At 66.0% G+C, this 15,398-nt stretch carries 14 protein-coding genes; 3 read left to right on the top strand and 11 right to left on the bottom strand.

The annotated features are described in order from the left end of the window. Positions 1–91: 91 nt before the first annotated feature. Together J2X09_RS09025 and J2X09_RS09020 are read right to left on the bottom strand one after the other, a co-directional pair. On the bottom strand, positions 92–1,126 hold the full coding sequence (locus J2X09_RS09025; RefSeq protein ID WP_204733209.1) for an amidohydrolase family protein: 1,035 nt from the start codon (positions 1,124–1,126) through the stop codon (positions 92–94). A gap of 40 nt (positions 1,127–1,166) precedes the next feature. After that, on the bottom strand, positions 1,167–1,838 hold the full coding sequence (locus J2X09_RS09020; protein ID WP_204733210.1) for a substrate-binding domain-containing protein: 672 nt from the start codon (positions 1,836–1,838) through the stop codon (positions 1,167–1,169). A 161-nt stretch (positions 1,839–1,999) separates the two neighbouring features. Here J2X09_RS09020 and J2X09_RS09015 point away from each other — a divergent pair, with 161 nt between their 5' ends. Continuing rightward, a complete protein-coding gene (locus J2X09_RS09015; protein ID WP_204733211.1) occupies positions 2,000–2,908 on the top strand; it encodes a LysR substrate-binding domain-containing protein in 909 nt (302 codons plus the stop codon). A gap of 1 nt (position 2,909) precedes the next feature. On the opposite strand, the gene J2X09_RS09010 is transcribed toward J2X09_RS09015, so the two are convergent. From J2X09_RS09010 to J2X09_RS08985, 6 genes are all read right to left on the bottom strand, one after another. Beyond that, complete coding sequence (locus tag J2X09_RS09010) at positions 2,910–3,881, bottom strand: AEC family transporter (protein ID WP_204733212.1); 972 nt, start codon at positions 3,879–3,881, stop codon at positions 2,910–2,912. A 151-nt stretch (positions 3,882–4,032) separates the two neighbouring features. After that, a complete protein-coding gene (locus tag J2X09_RS09005; protein WP_204733213.1) occupies positions 4,033–5,028 on the bottom strand; it encodes a Bug family tripartite tricarboxylate transporter substrate binding protein in 996 nt (331 codons plus the stop codon). 4 nt (positions 5,029–5,032) lie between these two features. Next, positions 5,033–6,355, bottom strand: coding sequence for a TRAP transporter large permease (locus J2X09_RS09000; protein ID WP_204733214.1), 1,323 nt, complete (start codon positions 6,353–6,355; stop codon positions 5,033–5,035). After that, a complete protein-coding gene (locus J2X09_RS08995; protein WP_310308150.1) occupies positions 6,352–6,822 on the bottom strand; it encodes a TRAP transporter small permease in 471 nt (156 codons plus the stop codon). Before J2X09_RS08995 ends, J2X09_RS09000 begins: the two co-directional genes overlap by 4 nt. A 114-nt stretch (positions 6,823–6,936) precedes the next feature. Then, positions 6,937–7,977, bottom strand: a complete 1,041-nt coding sequence (locus J2X09_RS08990) for a TRAP transporter substrate-binding protein (protein ID WP_204733216.1) — start codon at positions 7,975–7,977, stop codon at positions 6,937–6,939. 176 nt (positions 7,978–8,153) lie between these two features. Next, complete coding sequence (locus J2X09_RS08985; RefSeq protein ID WP_204733217.1) at positions 8,154–8,930, bottom strand: GntR family transcriptional regulator; 777 nt, start codon at positions 8,928–8,930, stop codon at positions 8,154–8,156. 142 nt (positions 8,931–9,072) lie between these two features. Here J2X09_RS08985 and J2X09_RS08980 point away from each other — a divergent pair, with 142 nt between their 5' ends. After that, positions 9,073–10,203 carry a 5-methyltetrahydropteroyltriglutamate--homocysteine S-methyltransferase gene (locus tag J2X09_RS08980; RefSeq protein ID WP_204733218.1) on the top strand — a complete coding sequence of 377 codons (1,131 nt, stop codon included), beginning with the start codon at positions 9,073–9,075 and terminating at the stop codon, positions 10,201–10,203. Between the two features lie 462 nt (positions 10,204–10,665). On the opposite strand, the gene J2X09_RS08975 is transcribed toward J2X09_RS08980, so the two are convergent. Then, positions 10,666–11,706, bottom strand: coding sequence for a TRAP transporter substrate-binding protein (locus J2X09_RS08975; protein ID WP_204733219.1), 1,041 nt, complete (start codon positions 11,704–11,706; stop codon positions 10,666–10,668). Positions 11,707–11,908: 202 nt separating this feature from the next. Here J2X09_RS08975 and J2X09_RS08970 point away from each other — a divergent pair, with 202 nt between their 5' ends. Beyond that, positions 11,909–12,517 (top strand): 2-hydroxychromene-2-carboxylate isomerase, encoded by a 609-nt coding sequence (locus J2X09_RS08970; RefSeq protein WP_204733220.1) that lies wholly within the window; start codon positions 11,909–11,911, stop codon positions 12,515–12,517. Positions 12,518–12,520: 3 nt separating this feature from the next. Here J2X09_RS08970 and J2X09_RS08965 read toward each other — a convergent pair whose 3' ends face one another. Then, complete coding sequence (locus J2X09_RS08965; RefSeq protein ID WP_310308025.1) at positions 12,521–14,362, bottom strand: AMP-binding protein; 1,842 nt, start codon at positions 14,360–14,362, stop codon at positions 12,521–12,523. A gap of 124 nt (positions 14,363–14,486) precedes the next feature. Then, positions 14,487–15,350 carry an amidohydrolase family protein gene (locus J2X09_RS08960; protein ID WP_204733221.1) on the bottom strand — a complete coding sequence of 288 codons (864 nt, stop codon included), beginning with the start codon at positions 15,348–15,350 and terminating at the stop codon, positions 14,487–14,489. Positions 15,351–15,398 lie beyond the last annotated feature (48 nt).

Raw genomic sequence — 15,398 nt, 5'->3', positions numbered from 1 at the left:
GCGCGAAGGGGACGCACCCAGCGGCCAGGCAAAGCCAGTTCCGCGGGTGCCCTGTGAGTTCTTCAGTGAGTTTTGTGGAGGTGGAGGGAGGTTACTTGTTCCGGGCCTTCAGGCGCGCATCAAGGCGCGGGAACACGCGGCGCACGTTGCCTTCGTAGATCTGGTGCTTGTCTTCCGCACTCAGGATCTTCGACGCCTCGATGTAGCGCTTGGTGTCGTCGTAGTAGTTGCCCGTGGTCGGGTCGATGCCCCGCACTGCGCCGATCATCTCGCTGGCGAACAGCACGTTCTTCACCGGGATCACGGTGTTGAGCAGGTCGATGCCAGGCTGGTGGTACACGCAGGTGTCGAAGAACACGTTGTTCATCACGTGCGTGTCCAGCAACGGCTTCTTCATCTCCTGCGCCAGGCCACGGAAACGACCCCAGTGGTAAGGCACCGCGCCACCGCCGTGCGGGATCAGGAATTTCAGCGTCGGGAAGTCCTTGAACAGGTCGCCCTGGATGAGCTGCATGAAAGCGGTGGTGTCGGCGTTGAGGTAGTGCGCGCCGGTGGTGTGGAAGCAGGCGTTGCAGCTCGTGCTCACGTGGATCATGGCCGGCAGGTCGTACTCGGCCATCTTTTCGTAGATGGGGTACCAGTGCCTGTCGGTCAGCGGCGGGCTGGTCCAGTGGCCGCCCGAGGGATCGGGGTTGAGGTTGATGCCGACCGCGCCGTATTCCTTGACGCACTTCTCCAGCTCGGGAATGCAGGTCTTCGGATCGACACCGGGCGACTGCGGCAACATGGCCACGGGCACGAAGTTGTCCGGGAACAGCGTGGACACGCGGTAGCAGAGCTCGTTGCAGATGGCCGCCCAGGTGCTCGACACGTTGAAGTCGCCGATGTGGTGGGCCATGAAGCTGGCGCGCGGACTGAACAGCGTGATGTCGCTGCCGCGCTCCTTCATCAGCCTGAGCTGGTTCGTCTCGATGGACTCGCGCAGCTCGTCGTCGCTGATCTTCAGGTCCGCGGCCCTGGGCATGGCGGCCGGGTCCTTGATGCCGGCGATCTGCTGGTTGCGCCAGGCCTCCAGCGCCTTGGGGGCAGTGGTGTAGTGGCCGTGGCAATCGATGATGAGACTCATGCGGTGCGCTCCTCGGTGGTTCGCGTGTGTTGGCGGGAAATCAGGCGGGCTCCATGCCCTGGCGGCGCTTGGCCGCCTCGGCATCGGGCGATGCCATGAATTCGATCAGGGCTCGCACGCGCGCACCCTGCGGTGAATCGCTGTCCAGCCCCACGGGCAGGCCGGCGGAAAAGTAGGTGGTGATCTCCACGCCGCGAGGCAGCCCTCCCACCAGGGTGATGCCGTCCACATGGATCAGCTCGCTGAGCTGCTGGAAACCCAGTTCCACCTCGCCCCGCGCCACCAGCGTGCCCACCGGCACCCCTGGCGGCGCCTGCACGGTGCGGCCACGCACCTCGTCGGCAATGCCCCAGCGCTCGAACAGCGCGGCCAATGCCACGCCGCTGGGGCCCGTGGAGTAACTGATGTTGCGCGCGGCGAGCACGGCGCGCTTGAGCGCGTCCTCGCTGCCCACGTCGGGCACGGCGGCCCCCGCACGCACCGCGATGGCGACTTCAGAGCGAACCAGGTCGACACGGCTGCCGGCCTTCAGGTGGCCGCCAGCGATCAGCCGGTCGATCGCATCCGAGGCGAGGATGACCACATCGAACGCCTCGCCGGCCGCAACGCGCCTGGCGGCATCCACGCCGCCGACCGCCTCGATGGCCACGGCGCAGCCCGTGCGTTGCGTGAACGCGGCACCCAGTTCGGCCAGCACCTGGCGGGTGGCCATGGACGAAATGCCTCGGAGGCTGGGGGTTGTCTCTGCTGTCATGGGTATGCGTGATGGACTTGGCATTGTGGACCGCCCCACTCCACAAGAAAAGTCACTGACTCCGCTATCAGCTAGAACAAAATCACATAACTATGATGGGGGCTGACCCCCTTTCTGACATGGACCTGAAACAACTCGAATATTTCGTTCGCGTGGCCGAGCTGGGCAGCTTCACGCGCGCCGCCATGGCGCTCAACGTGGCGCAACCTGCCCTCTCGCGCCAGGTGCGCCTGCTGGAAGTGGAACTGCGGCAGAACCTGCTGGTGCGCAACGGCCGGGGCGCCACGCCCACCGAGGCGGGCAAGCTGCTGCTGGCGCACGGGCGCGGCATCCTGCACCAGGTGGAGCGTGCGCGCGAAGAACTGGGCCGGGTGCGCGGTGCACTGGCCGGGCGCGTGGCCATCGGCCTGCCGCCCAGCCTGGCACGCGTGCTCACCGTGCCGCTCACGCGCGCCTTCCGCCAGCAACTGCCGCAGGCCAGCCTGTCGATCAGCGAAGGCCTGTCCATGTCCATGCAGGAATCGCTGGTGAACGGCCGGCTGGATATCGCCGTGCTCTACAACGCCCAGCCGTCGCCCGACCTGGAGATCCATCCCCTGCAGGACGAGGAGCTGGTGCTCGTGCAACCGCGCCCGCCCGGCCTGCCGGAAGACCCGCCACCCTCGCCCATTTCCCTGCACGAGGTGGCCGGGCTGCCGCTCGTGATCCCGAGCCGGCCGAATGCCATCCGCATGCATGTGGAAACCGAGATGGCCAACATCGGCTGCCGGCCCAACGTGGCACTGGAGATCGACGGCGTTTCGGCCATTCTCGATCTGGTGGCCGACGGCGCTGGCGCCGCCCTGCTCTCGCGCAACGCGGTATGGAGTTCGATCCGGCCTTCGTCCTACCGCATGCGCGCGATCAGCGACCCGCCCCTGCGCACCCGGCTTTGCCTGGCCGTGAGTTCGCAGCGCCCGGCCACCCTCACCCAGCAGACAGCGCTGGATTTGATCCGGCAGACCCTGGACGGCCTGCAGCGGCCCTGAGTCAGGCCAGCCAGCCCGCGGTGTGGCGCATCACCCAGAGGATGGCGCTCAGCGTGAAGAACGAGGCCACCGTGGCCGCCAGCAAGGCCGCCGCCGTGAAGCCTTCATGCCCATGGCGCTGCGCCAGCAGCGGGTAGATGCCCAGCATGGGCATGGCGGCCGAGAGCACGACAGCCGCGCGCAACTCACCGGTGAGTGCGGGCAGGCCGATCAGGGGCAGCAGCATCACGGCGGCCCACACCGCCGCCGGATGCAGCAGCAGCTTGCCAATGGCGATCTGCGCCACCTGCCGGCGCAGGCCGCGCACCTGCAGCCCCACCAGCGTGCCACCGATGATGAAGAGCGCCAGGCCACCGCTGGCCGCGCCGAACAGATTCACGGTGCGCGCGATGACCGAAGGCATCTGCCAGCCCAGCAATGACACCACGAAACCCAGCACGATGGCCACGATCATCGGATTGCGCACCAGCCGGTGGAACGTCTCGCCCAGGGCGTGCCTCCAGGACGCGCGCGCCCTGTCGGAAGCCCCCACATCGGCCAGCGTCATCAGCAACGGCAGCTTGATGAGGTTTTCCACGAGCAGGTTCATGGCCAGCGCCACACCCGCCAACGGCCCGATCGCCAGCAGCACCACCGGGTAACCGATGAAGGTGCTGTTGCCACAGGTCATGCCCATCGTCGTGTAGGCACTCTCGGTCAGGTCACGCCGCTGCAGGCGGCGCACACTCCACAGGCTGATGCACAGCCACAGCACCGAGCCCACGCCAAAGGCCAGCAGGTAGGCCGGTTGCAGCAAGTCAGCGATGGGGCGCGACGCGAGCGCGTTGAACAACAGCGCCGGCAGGGCGAACTGGATGACGAACCTGCCCATCACCCGCATGTCCCCCGGCGAGAACACCCGCCAGCGCACGGCCGCGAAACCCAGCGCAATGCAGAGGTAGATCGGCCCGGTGATGGCCAGGATGTCGAGCACGGGGGGAAAGAAAAGGAAAAGAAGATGAAGCGGCCGGAGCGCGGCACCCCGTCCAGGGCCCTCTCGGATCCGGCTTCGCCGGTCCCAGAGTGCGCCCCCTTCCCGCCGAAGACGAGAGAGGGGGGAGCCGCGCAGCGGCGCGGGGGGGTGCTTACTGTTTCGGAATCTTCGCCTTCTCGATCACGCCGCTCCAGCGGCGGATGTCGGAAGCCAACAAAGTGGCGGTCTGTTCGGGCGTGCTGGAACGCGCATCGATGTTCAGGCCGCGCAGCTTCTCGCGCACACCGGCATCGGCCACGGCGGCGGCGATCTCCTTGTGCAGACGCTCCACCACGGCGCGCGGCGTCTTCGACGGCACGGCCAGCGCGTTCCACGAGGACGCGATGTAGTCCTTGACGCCGGCCTCGACGGCGGTGGGCACTTCGGGCAGCACGATGGATCGTTTTTCGCCGGTGACGGCCAGGGCACGCAGGGCATTGCCCTGGATCTGCGTGAGCACCGGCGCGAGGATTTCCACGGCCACGTCGACCTGCTGGCCCCGGATGGCACCGATGAGCGCCGGCGAACCGTTGTACGGCACGATCTGCGCGTCGATGCCCGCCGTGCTCTTGAACAGCTCGGCGGCGAGGTGCTGCGTGCTGCCAATGTTGATGCTGCCGATGTTGATCTTGCCAGGGTTGGCCTTGGCGAAGGCCACCAGCTCGCCCAGGGTCTTGTACGGCGAGCTCGCGGGCACCACCACGGCGATGTCGAAATAGCCGAGCGTGGACACCGGGGTGAAATCCTTGACGGTGTCGAACGGCAGCTTCTGGAACAGGCTCGCGGTCACGGCCGTGCCGTTGGACATCAGGAACATGGTGTGTCCATCCGGATCGGAGCGCACCACCGACTCGGCCGCCACCACGCCACCGGCGCCAGGGCGGTTGTCGATCACCACGGGCTGGCCGAGCTGGCTGGCCAGCTTCTCGGCGACGATGCGGGCGGTGAGGTCGCCCACGCCACCGGGACCGAACGGCACCACGATGCGCAGCCCCTTGGACGGGAACGCGGATTGCGCGAAGGTCGGCAGCGCCAGCGCACCGGTGGCCAGGGCCAGCGAGGCGCCGATGACGGCACGGCGTCGGAAGGAGAACAGTTGCTTGGTCATGGCATCACCCCACAAATTGAACCAGCCACAAGGAAATGGCCGGGAAGAACAGCACCAGCAGCGAGCGCACCACGTCGCTGGCCAGGAAAGGCAGCACACCCCGGTAGCTCTCACCGATCGGCACACCTTTGGCCAGGCCGTTGACCACATACACGTTCAGCCCCACGGGCGGTGCCAGCAGGCCGAAGCCCACGGTCATCAGCACCATGATGCCGAACCAGATCGCCACGGATTCCGAGGACATGCCGCCCCAGTCCAGGCCCATCACCACCGGGAAGAAGATCGGGATGGTCAGCAGGATCATGGACAGTTCGTCCATCACCGCACCCAGCACCACGTAGAACAGCATGATGCCGCCCACCACCATCAGCGGAGGGACGTCCCAGCCCTGGATCACCGAGGCCAGTTGCGCCGGCACCTGCGTGAGGGCCAGCGCGGAGTTCATCAGGTCGGCACCGATGAAGATCATGAAGATCATGGCGCTGGCCGCTGCGGTGGAATAGAAGCACTGCTTGGTCTTGGCCCAGGTGAGTTCGCGCTTGAGCAGGGCCGCAACGAAGGTGGCGGCAGCGCCCACGGCCGCACCTTCGGTGGGCGTGAACAGGCCACCGTAGATGCCACCGAAGACGACCAGGAACACGATCGCGATGGGCAGCACACCTTTGAGCGCCTCCCAGGAAAGCTTCTGTTCGTTGGCGTCGTGCTCGGGCGCGTGGCCGGGCACAAGGCGCACATAGACCGCAATCGCAATCATGTAGCCCAGCATGGCAATCACGCCGGGAATCATCGCGGCGGCGAACAGCTTGGCGATGTTCTGCTCGGTCAGGATGGCGTAGATCACCAGCGGCACTGAAGGCGGAATCAGCACACCGAGCGTGCCGCCGGCGGCCAGCGTGCCGGTGGCCAGACGCCCGGAGTAGCCATGGCGCTTCATCTCAGGCAGCGCGACCGAGGTGATGGTGGCGGCGGTGGCGACCGACGAACCGCAGATGGCACCGAAGCCCGCGCTGGCCAACACGGCGGCCATGGCCAGACCGCCCTTGAAGCGGCCCATCACGATGGCAGCGAACTGGAACAGTGCCTTCGAGATGCCGCCCTGCGTGGCGAAGTTGCCCATCAGGATGAACAGCGGAATCACCGACAGGTCATAGCTGGCAAAGCGCGCGAACGCCATGCCGTTGAGGTTGTTGAAGAACGGTGGCAGACCGACCTGATAGATGTAGCCGAAGGTGCCGGCGGCGAACATCGCCACGGCGATCGGGGTGCGGATCGCCATCAGGAAAAGCATGACGCCGAAGATCGACGCCGCGAGACTCAAGGCACTCATTGACCCTGCTCCGAAAAATTGCCAAAGAACACCTGATACAGGGCAATGAAGCCGGTCAGCACGAAAGGAGGCACCATGAACGCGTAGGTGATCCACTCGGGAAAGCCCAACATCATGGTGGTGGTCTGGGACGCGTACGCGCTCATGCCACCGATGGCCGTGCGCCACGCCAGCGCAAACATCAGCAGGCCCAGCAACAGGGCGCCGAGGCGGTCCAGCATGGCGACGCCACCGCTGGACACCTTGGCGGTGAAGAAGTCGACGATGATGTTTTCCCGCTTGAGCTGGCACCACGGCATGAAGAGCGCGACGGCGGCACCGGCGGTCACGGCCGTGAGTTCGTAGTCACCCACCAGCGTGGTGCCGATGGTGTTGCGGCCGATCAGGCTGACGCAGGTGATGATCGTGATCACCGTGAGCAGGACCCCGGCCAGGATGGCGCAGAACCTGGCCAATAAAGACAGCACTTTCAAACTTGTCACCTTAAAAAAAGGACCAACCCGCTCGCGCCGGGCACGGCGAAAGCGAATCGGTCATTCGTTGCTGGACCACCCCGGGGGGTAGTCCAATGGGGTGCGGAATTATCGCTGGTACTTCGCGATCAACGCACGCGCTTCCGACAGGAGTTTGGCCCCGTCGATGTTCTTGCCTTTCATTTCATTGATCCAGTCGGTCTCGACCGTGGCCGCCGTGCGGCGCCAGCGCTGCGTTTCCGCCACGTCCAGCGCCACGATGTTGTTCTTCGCCTTCTCGGCGATCTCACGGCCGACCTTGTCGCCTTCGTCCATGGCGCGGCCGAACAGGGCCGCCGTCTCGATGCCCGAGTTCTTGTCGATCACGGCCTTGAGGTCGGGCGGCAGCTTGTCGTAGCTGGCGCGGTTCATGGAGAACGCGAAGGTCTGCGTGTACAGGCCCTGCTTGCCGGCGAAGGTGGTGTGGTTCTTCACCAGCTCGGTCACCTTCAGCGACGGCGTGACTTCCCAGGGAATCGTGGTGCCGTCGATGGTGCCCTTGGACAGCGCATCGGTCACCGCCGGCACGGGCATGCCCACCGGCGTGGCGCCCAGCTTGGTCAGCATGTTGTTGATGACGCGCGAACCGCCGCGCACCTTCATGCCGCGCAGGCTTTCCAATCCGGTCACCGGCGTCTTGGTGTGGAACAGGCCAGGGCCATGGGTGTGCACGGCGATCAGCTTCACCTCCCGGAATTCGTCGGCGGCGAACTTCTCCACGTATTCCTGGAAGGCACGGGACGATTCCTCGGCCGAGCCGCTCATGAAAGGCAGCTCGAAGACTTCGGACTTGTTGAAGCGGCCCGGCGTGTAGCCCAGCACCGTCCAGGTGAGGTCGACCACGCCGTCGCGGGCCTGGTCGTAAAGCTGCGGTGGCGCGCCGCCCAGCGCCATGGCATGGAACAGCTGCACCTTGATCTTGCCGCCGGATTCGGCCTCCACCTTCTGGGCCCAGGGCACCAGCGCACGCGCCGGAATGGTGGCCTGCTGCGGCAGCATCTGGTGCAGTCGCAGCGTGACGGTCTGCTGCGCCAGTGCGTTGCCAGCCAGCATGGCGGCGGCCATGGCACCCGCGCCCAGCAAGGCGGTTCGGCGTTGGATGAATCTCATGCTTGTCTCCAGTTCCTTTTGTGTGCCGGTCCGGGAGCGTGTGGGCGCACTCCGGACGCGGCAGGCTTGAAGCACGTAATGCCCACACTGTGCATGGCCGTCGACATCTCCGCCAGTCGAATAACCGACTTTCAGCTATGCCGTTTTTCTATGAAACCTCTGACGAACGGCGCCGCTCAGGGGCGGCGGATAAGTTTGAGAGCGGGCATGGACGCCGGTGCGTGCACCGTGGCGTGGCCGGCCAGCACCTCGCGCAGGTTGCGCTGGGCCAGGCGCGAGTGCTCGCGCATGATGGCCTCGGCTCGCGAACCCTCGCGCTGTTCAATCGCATCGAGCACCTGGCGGTGCTGGTCCTGCGCCACCACCAGCATGTCCCGCGCGCGCTGCGAATGCGCCTGCATCACCACGAAGCCCGAGGGCGAGGCGAACGGCAGGCTGAGCACCTTCTCCAGCTGGCGCGCGATGGTCGGGCTGTCGGCCATGTCCCAGATCAGTGTGTGGAAGCGGCTGTTGAGCGCCACGTAACTTGAAAAGCCCTCGTCGTCGAGCGCGGGCGAGGTCAGCACGCCATCGAGCGCATCCAGGCATTTGCGCGCCTCGACGAGCACCGGGGCGGGCGCTCCCCGCTCGGCCGCCAGCCGGGCGAGCAGCCCCTCCAGCGTGCCCCGCAGCTCGATCGCGTCGGCGATGTCGCGCTCGGAAAAGGTCTGGACCACATAGCCGCCATTCGGCAGGGCCTTGAGCAGGCCTTCCTGCTCCAGACGCATCAGCGCCGCGCGGATGGGCGTGCGCGACACCCCCAGGCGTTCCACGATGGCCAGCTCGGCGATGCGCGACCCCCCGGGCAGTTCACCCGAGAGGATGAGCTCGCGCAGCTGCAGCAGCGCCCGCACCTGGGCGCTTTCGGTGCCACCCATGGTTTCGGCGGCGGGGGACAGGGATTCCTGTGTCATGGGGCCGCAATGTATACAGAAACCACCACTTTTCAAGCGATTCGGCCTTGGATGGGGGTTTTCCATAGGTTTATGTATGCAATCAAGGCTGGCACAGTGCGCCTTCACCCTTTCACAGACCAACGACCAGAGGACGTTTTTCATGACCTTGCGCGCCCATCCCCCGTTCCGTGCCGACCACGTCGGCAGCTTTCTGCGCCCGGCCTATCTGCTGGAAGCCCGTGACCAGTTCTTCAACAAGAAGAGCATCAGCGCCGAGGAACTGCGCAAGGTGGAAGACCGCGCGATCACCGAGATCGTGAAGTTCCAGGCCGACGTGGGGCTGCAATCGATCACCGACGGCGAGTTCCGGCGCACGTATTTCCACATCGACTTCCTCGAGCAGCTGGGTGGCGTGAAGACCGACATTCCGGTGACCATCCGCAAGCCCGACGGCACGGAAGAGTTGGCGCCGCCGGTGATCCGCGTGATCGACAAGGTGCGCCACGCGAAGAACATCCAGCTGGCGGATTTCCAGTACCTCAAGGCGCAGGTGGAAGCGCTGGGCCAGAAAGCGCTCACGCCGAAGGTGACGATCCCCTCACCGACGATGCTGCACTTCCGGGGTGGCCGTGCGGGCATCAGCAAGGAGGCCTACCCCGAGCTGGACCCGGTGTTCTACGACGACGTGGCCAAGGCGTATGGCGACGAGCTGCAAAGCCTGGCGGACGCGGGCTGCAACTACGTGCAGATGGACGACACGAACATGGCCTACCTGTGCGACGAGCGCATGCGCGAGGCGGCGCGCCAGCGGGGCGACGACCCGAACGAGCTGCCGCACCGGTACGCGAACTTCATCAACAAGGTGGTGGCACACAAGCCCAAGGGCATGACGCTGGCGATGCACCTGTGCCGCGGCAATTTCAAGAGCACGCACGCGGCGGCGGGCAACTACGAGCCGGTGGCGGAGGCGTTGCTGTCGGAGATGAAGCTGGACGCGTTTTTCCTGGAGTACGACGACGACCGCTCGGGCGATTTCCGTCCGCTGCGTTACCTGAGCAAGGACAAGATCGTGGTACTGGGCCTGGTCACCACCAAGTTCGGGCAACTGGAAGGCAAGGACGATCTGAAGCGGCGGATTGACGAGGCTTCCAAGTACGCGTCTCTCGATCAGATGTGTCTGTCGCCGCAGTGCGGGTTCTCTTCGACCGTGCACGGGAACAACATCGCGGTTGAAGACCAGCGCCGGAAGCTGGCGCTGGTGGTTGAAACGGCGCGTGAGGTCTGGGGTTGAGTTTCTTGCGGTCGTTGCGTTTATTGCGCTGACCTCGCGGCGGGCCGATGGCGGTGCCCGCCTGCTCCGGCCCTTTATCGCGGATGCGTGTGCCTGGGCGCATCCGTTGCCTCATCAACACCTTGGTTGGCGTGCACCCTCTGTGGCAACCGCGAACGGGGGGCCTGCGCATGCGGGCACCGCCACCGACCCACTACACAAGTAGGCACACCCAGGGTTGCGCGCCCACATCGCTTCTGGGGCGGGTGGTCCGGGCAAGTCAGGCGCTGGCCTTATTCGCGGTTGCCACAGAGGCCGAGCACCAACCAAGGCGTTGACAAAACGGTATCCGCACGCCCGGGCAGACCCCCGCGACAAGCCGGCGCCTGGATTGACCGGACCACCCGACCTCCCACACCAGCAGGCACGAAAAAAGGGCCACCCGAAAACGAGCGACCCCGAGGCATTCAACCGAAAGTTGAATTACTTCGCCTGCTTGGCAATCAACGCACGGGCTTCCGAAACCAGCTTGGCACCATCGATGCCCTTGCCCTGCACTTCCTTCACCCAGTCGGCTTCCACAGCCGCAGCAGCCGCCTTCCAGCGCGCCGTCTCGGCCGCATCCAGCGTCACCACCTTGTTACCCAGCTTCTGCGCCGACGCCAGACCAATGCGGTCACCCTCGTCCATCGCACGGCCGAACAACGCTGCCGTCTCCACACCCGAATTCGCATCGATCACCTTCTTCAGATCCGCCGGCAGCTTGTCATAGCTGTTCTTGTTCATCGTCAGCGCGAACGTCTGCGTGAACAAACCCTGCGGGCCCGAGAACGTCGTATGGTTCTTCACGATCTCCGCGATCTTCAAAGAAGGCACCACCTCCCAGGGAATCGTCGTGCCCTGGATCACGCCCTTGGTGATCGCCTCCGTCACCGCCGGCACCGGCATGCCCACCGGCGTCGCACCCAGCTTCAGCAGCATGTTGCTGATCACGCGCGAACCACCGCGCACCTTCTTGCCCTTCAGATCCTCCAGCTTCGTCAGCGGATCCTTCGTGTGGAACAGGCCAGGGCCGTGCGTGTGCGCCGCCAGCAGCTTCACATCCTTGAACTCGTCGGCCGCGTGCTTCTCCACGAACTCGTGGAATGCGCGCGACGCCGGCTCGGCCGCACCGCTCATGAACGGCAGCTCGAACACCTCGGACTTGCTGAAGCGGCCCGGCGTGTACCCCAGCACCGTCCAGGTGATGTCCACCACGCCGTCGCGCGCCTGGTCGAACAGCTGCGGCGGAGAACCGCCCATGGACATCGCATGGAACAGCTGCACCTTGATGCGACCACCCGACTCCGCCTCCAGCTTCTTCGCCCACGGCACGATGGCCAGCGAAGGAATCGGTGCGGTCGGCGGCAGGAACTGGTGCAGGCGCAGCGTCACGGTCTGCTGGGCCATGGCGTTGCCGGCCAGCATGGCGGCGCCCAGGGCGGCGATCGCAGCAATGGCGCTGCGGCGTCGGAAGAAGGTCATGGAGGAGCTCCTGAGAGAGACAAGGGAAAAGGTCCGTGCGGCGCTCGCCAACCAAGGCGGGCCAGGGCATGACATGTGCCGCGTCAGGCACAAGAGGCACACTGTGCAGCCATCACGGCCCCGATGCCAGACCGTTTAGGTACAAACAGCTATTCCGGTTTGTTATGAAACCTGCTAAGCGCTTTCAACTCGCACGCCCCGCATGAACGCACCCATCCAGTTCCACTTCGACTTCATCTCGCCCTACGGCTACTTCGCCTCGCTGCGCATCGAAGACCTCGCAGCGCGCCACGGCCGCGCGGTGGACTGGCGCGCCATGCTGCTCGGTGTGTCGGTGCTGAAGGTGATGGGCCTTAAGCCGCTGATGGACACGCCGCTCAAGGGCGCCTACACCGGGCGCGACGTGTTGCGTCACGCACGCGAACATGGCCTGCTGATGAAGCGCCAGCCCACCGACCCGGTGATGAACCCCCTGCCCTGCGCGCGCGCCTTCGCCTGGGTGAAGCAGCACCAGCCCGAACATGCGGCTGCGCTGGCGCATGCGATCTACGGCGCGTACTGGGGTGAAGGGCAAGACCTTTCCACACCCGAATCGCTTCGCAAGCTCGCGTTGCCCGACGGGCTTTCGGCCGAAGCCGTTGCAGATGCCGCCGCCGGCGACGAGGCGGCCGCGCTGCTGCGCGCCATGGTTGAAGCGTCGATCAAAGCCGGCGTGTTCGGCTCACCCACGGTGGTGGTGGACGGCGAGCCTTTCTGGGGCGTGGACAAGCTCGATCAGGTCGAGCGGTGGCTGTCGCGCGGCGGCTGGTGACCGCTATTCGAAACGCAGCTCGGTCTGCACCGCCATCGCCGCGAGCCCTTGCATCAGCCGTTCGCGTAAGGCATCGTCGCGCGGGCCTGCCACGGTGATCACCGCGCACTGCCGCCCGCCCCTCTCCAGCGCCTGCACGCGCGCGCTCACGCCCGGCGCCCACTCTCGCACGCTCTCGGTGAGCTTGATCTCGATGGCACGCAGCCGCAGCTCGGGCTTGAACACCTTGCCGATGGCGGTCATCGGCAAGGTCTCCAGCAGCACCACGCGCTTGGGCACGGCGGGCCGCTCATAGACCTGGGGCGCCACAACGGCCAGCAGCTCAGCACCACCCACAGCCTGACCAGGCTTGAGCGTCACGAAAGCTACCGGCACCTCGCCAGCGTAGGCATCGGGTTCAGCCACCACAGCGCACAGCGCCACCGCCGGGTGCGCCAGGAAGGCATCTTCCACCAGGCCGGGGTCGATGTTGTGCGAGCCGCGGATGATCACGTCCTTCGCGCGGCCGGTGATGTGCACACGGCCGGCCTCATCGAGATGGCCCAGATCGCCCGTGACGATCCAGCCCTGCTCGAACATGCCGGCGTTGCGCGCCGCGTCGGTGTAGCCCGGGCTCACGTGCGGCCCGCGCAGCACGAGCACGCCGGTCTCGCCCGCAGCGCAGCGTTCGTCCAGCTTCGCCTCGCCATCGCGCCAGGGCACGGCGTGTACCTCGGTGTAGGGCAGGCGCAGGCCGGCCGAGCCCGGCGTGCGCGGCCCCAGCAGCGGTTCGATGCTCACCAGCCCGGCGCATTCCGTCATGCCCAGGATGTTGCGCACCGCAATGCCGGTGGCCACTTCGAAGCGCTGCGCGAGTTCAGACGGCAGCGGCGACCCGCCGGTGTAGGCCGCGCGCACGGTGGCGATGTCCGCGTCCACCGCCACGCCCATCAGACTGGCCAGCACCGTGGGCACGCAGGCCAGGTGCGTCACGCGCTCGCGCTCGCAGAACTTCCAGTAGCACCGCACGAAGCCGGTGTTGCGCATGCCGCTGAGCGTGGGCAGCACCTGGCGCGCACCCACCGCGAGCAGCGCCAGGCCATAGACGAAGGCACCGGCCACATGGAACAGCGGAAAGCCGTTGATCTCGACCGCGCTTTCATCGACATCGTAGAACGCATGCGCGAACCAGGCCGTGTGCGCCTCGTTGCCCTGCGTGTGCTGCGCGAGCTTGGGTGCACCGGTGGTGCCGCCAGTGTGGAACAGTGCGACCACACGGTCGGGGTGCAGGTCGGGTTCGAAGACGGGTGTGTCGGGCTGCGAAGCGAGCAGGTCCTGCAGCACCGGCACACCGGGCGCGGTCTCATCCCCCACACGGATCTGCATCAGCGGCAGCGCGTGGTGTTGCACCACCTGCTGCGCCACCGGCCACACCGCGAGCTCGCTGTTCGGCCCGAGCACCACCAGCAGCTTCGCGTTGGAGGCCTTGAGCAGCGCAGCGATGTGATCGGGTTGCAGCAGGTAGTTGATCGGGCAGACGCGGCCCGCGAGCTGCGCACCCCACAGCACCGTGTGCGCCTCGGGCGTGTTGGGCGCGAGCAGCGCCACCGCGTCGTCCGGCCCCACACCGAGCGAACGGAACAGGTTGGCCGCGCGGTGGATGTCGGCCAGCAACGCGCGGTAGGTGATGCGCCGCGGCTCGCGGGCCAGGTCCGCGTCCGGCAGGAAGGTGAAAGCCTCGCGATCGGGGAAACGCTCAGCGGCCGCGCGGATCAGCGCGTAGGGACTGCGGTGCGGTGCGGTCTGCTCACGCGGCGCCTGCTCCAGCCGCTCGATGTCGGCCAGCGACCGGAATGCCTTCAGCATGGTGCCTCCTCTGTGAAAGAGCGATTGCGCGCTCGGGGCCTGCCAGCGGATGCCACGGAACCGGCTTTGCCGGGCCGTTGGCGTCGCCCCCGGACGGGGGTCGCGCGTAGCGCGGCGGGGGCGATCATTCCAGACCGAGGAGTCGAACCGCGTTGCCTTTCAGGATGCCCGGCATTACCTCGGGCTTGAAACCGGCGATCTCGAAGTCCTTCATCCAGCGCTCGGGCGTGATCAGCGGGTAGTCGCTGCCGAACAGCACACGGTCCTTCAGCAGCGTGTTGGCGTACTGCACCAGCTGCTTCGGAAAGTACTTCGGGCTCCAGCCTGAAAGATCGATCCACACGTTGGGCTTGTGCGTGGCGACGCTGAGCGCCTCGTCCTGCCACGGGAAGCTGGGGTGCGCCATGACGATCTGCATGTCGGGGAAGTCGATCGCCACGTCGTCCAGGTGCATGGGGTTGCTGTACTCCAGCCGCAGGCCGCCGCCGCAGCGCATGCCGGAACCGATACCGCTGTGGCCCGTGTGGAAGATCGCGGGCAGCTTGTGTGCGTTGATCACCTCGTAGATCGGCCAGGCCATCTTGTCGTACGGGTGGTAGCCCTGCACCGTGGGGTGGAACTTGAAGCCCTTGACGCCCTCTTCCTTGATCAGGCGCTCCGCTTCGCGCGCACCCATCTTGCCTTTGTGCGGGTCGATGCTGGCGAAGGCGATCATCATGTCGCTGTTCTCGCGCGCGGCCTGCGCGATCTCCTCATTGGGAATGCGGCGGCGGCCGAGTTTGGACTCGCTGTCGACCGTGAACATCACCAGGCCGATCTTGCGTTCGCGGTAGTAGGCGATCGTCTCGGCGATGGTGGGGCGGCGGTTGCTGCCGAAGTACTTGTCGGCGGCGCGGTCGTATTCCTCGCCATAGTTGTCGAAGGGGTTGCGGCAACTCACCTCGGCGTGGGTGTGGATGTCGATCGCGAGGAGGTTCTTGTGGTCCATGTCTGTCTCTTGATGGAATGTGGAAACGGGTTCGACCTAGGGTAAACA

The organism is Hydrogenophaga laconesensis (genome assembly GCF_031457235.1).
Lineage (GTDB): Bacteria > Pseudomonadota > Gammaproteobacteria > Burkholderiales > Burkholderiaceae_C > Hydrogenophaga > Hydrogenophaga laconesensis.
The sequence above is the reverse complement of the archived record's forward strand: the minus strand, read 5'-3'. Positions and strand labels throughout refer to the sequence as shown.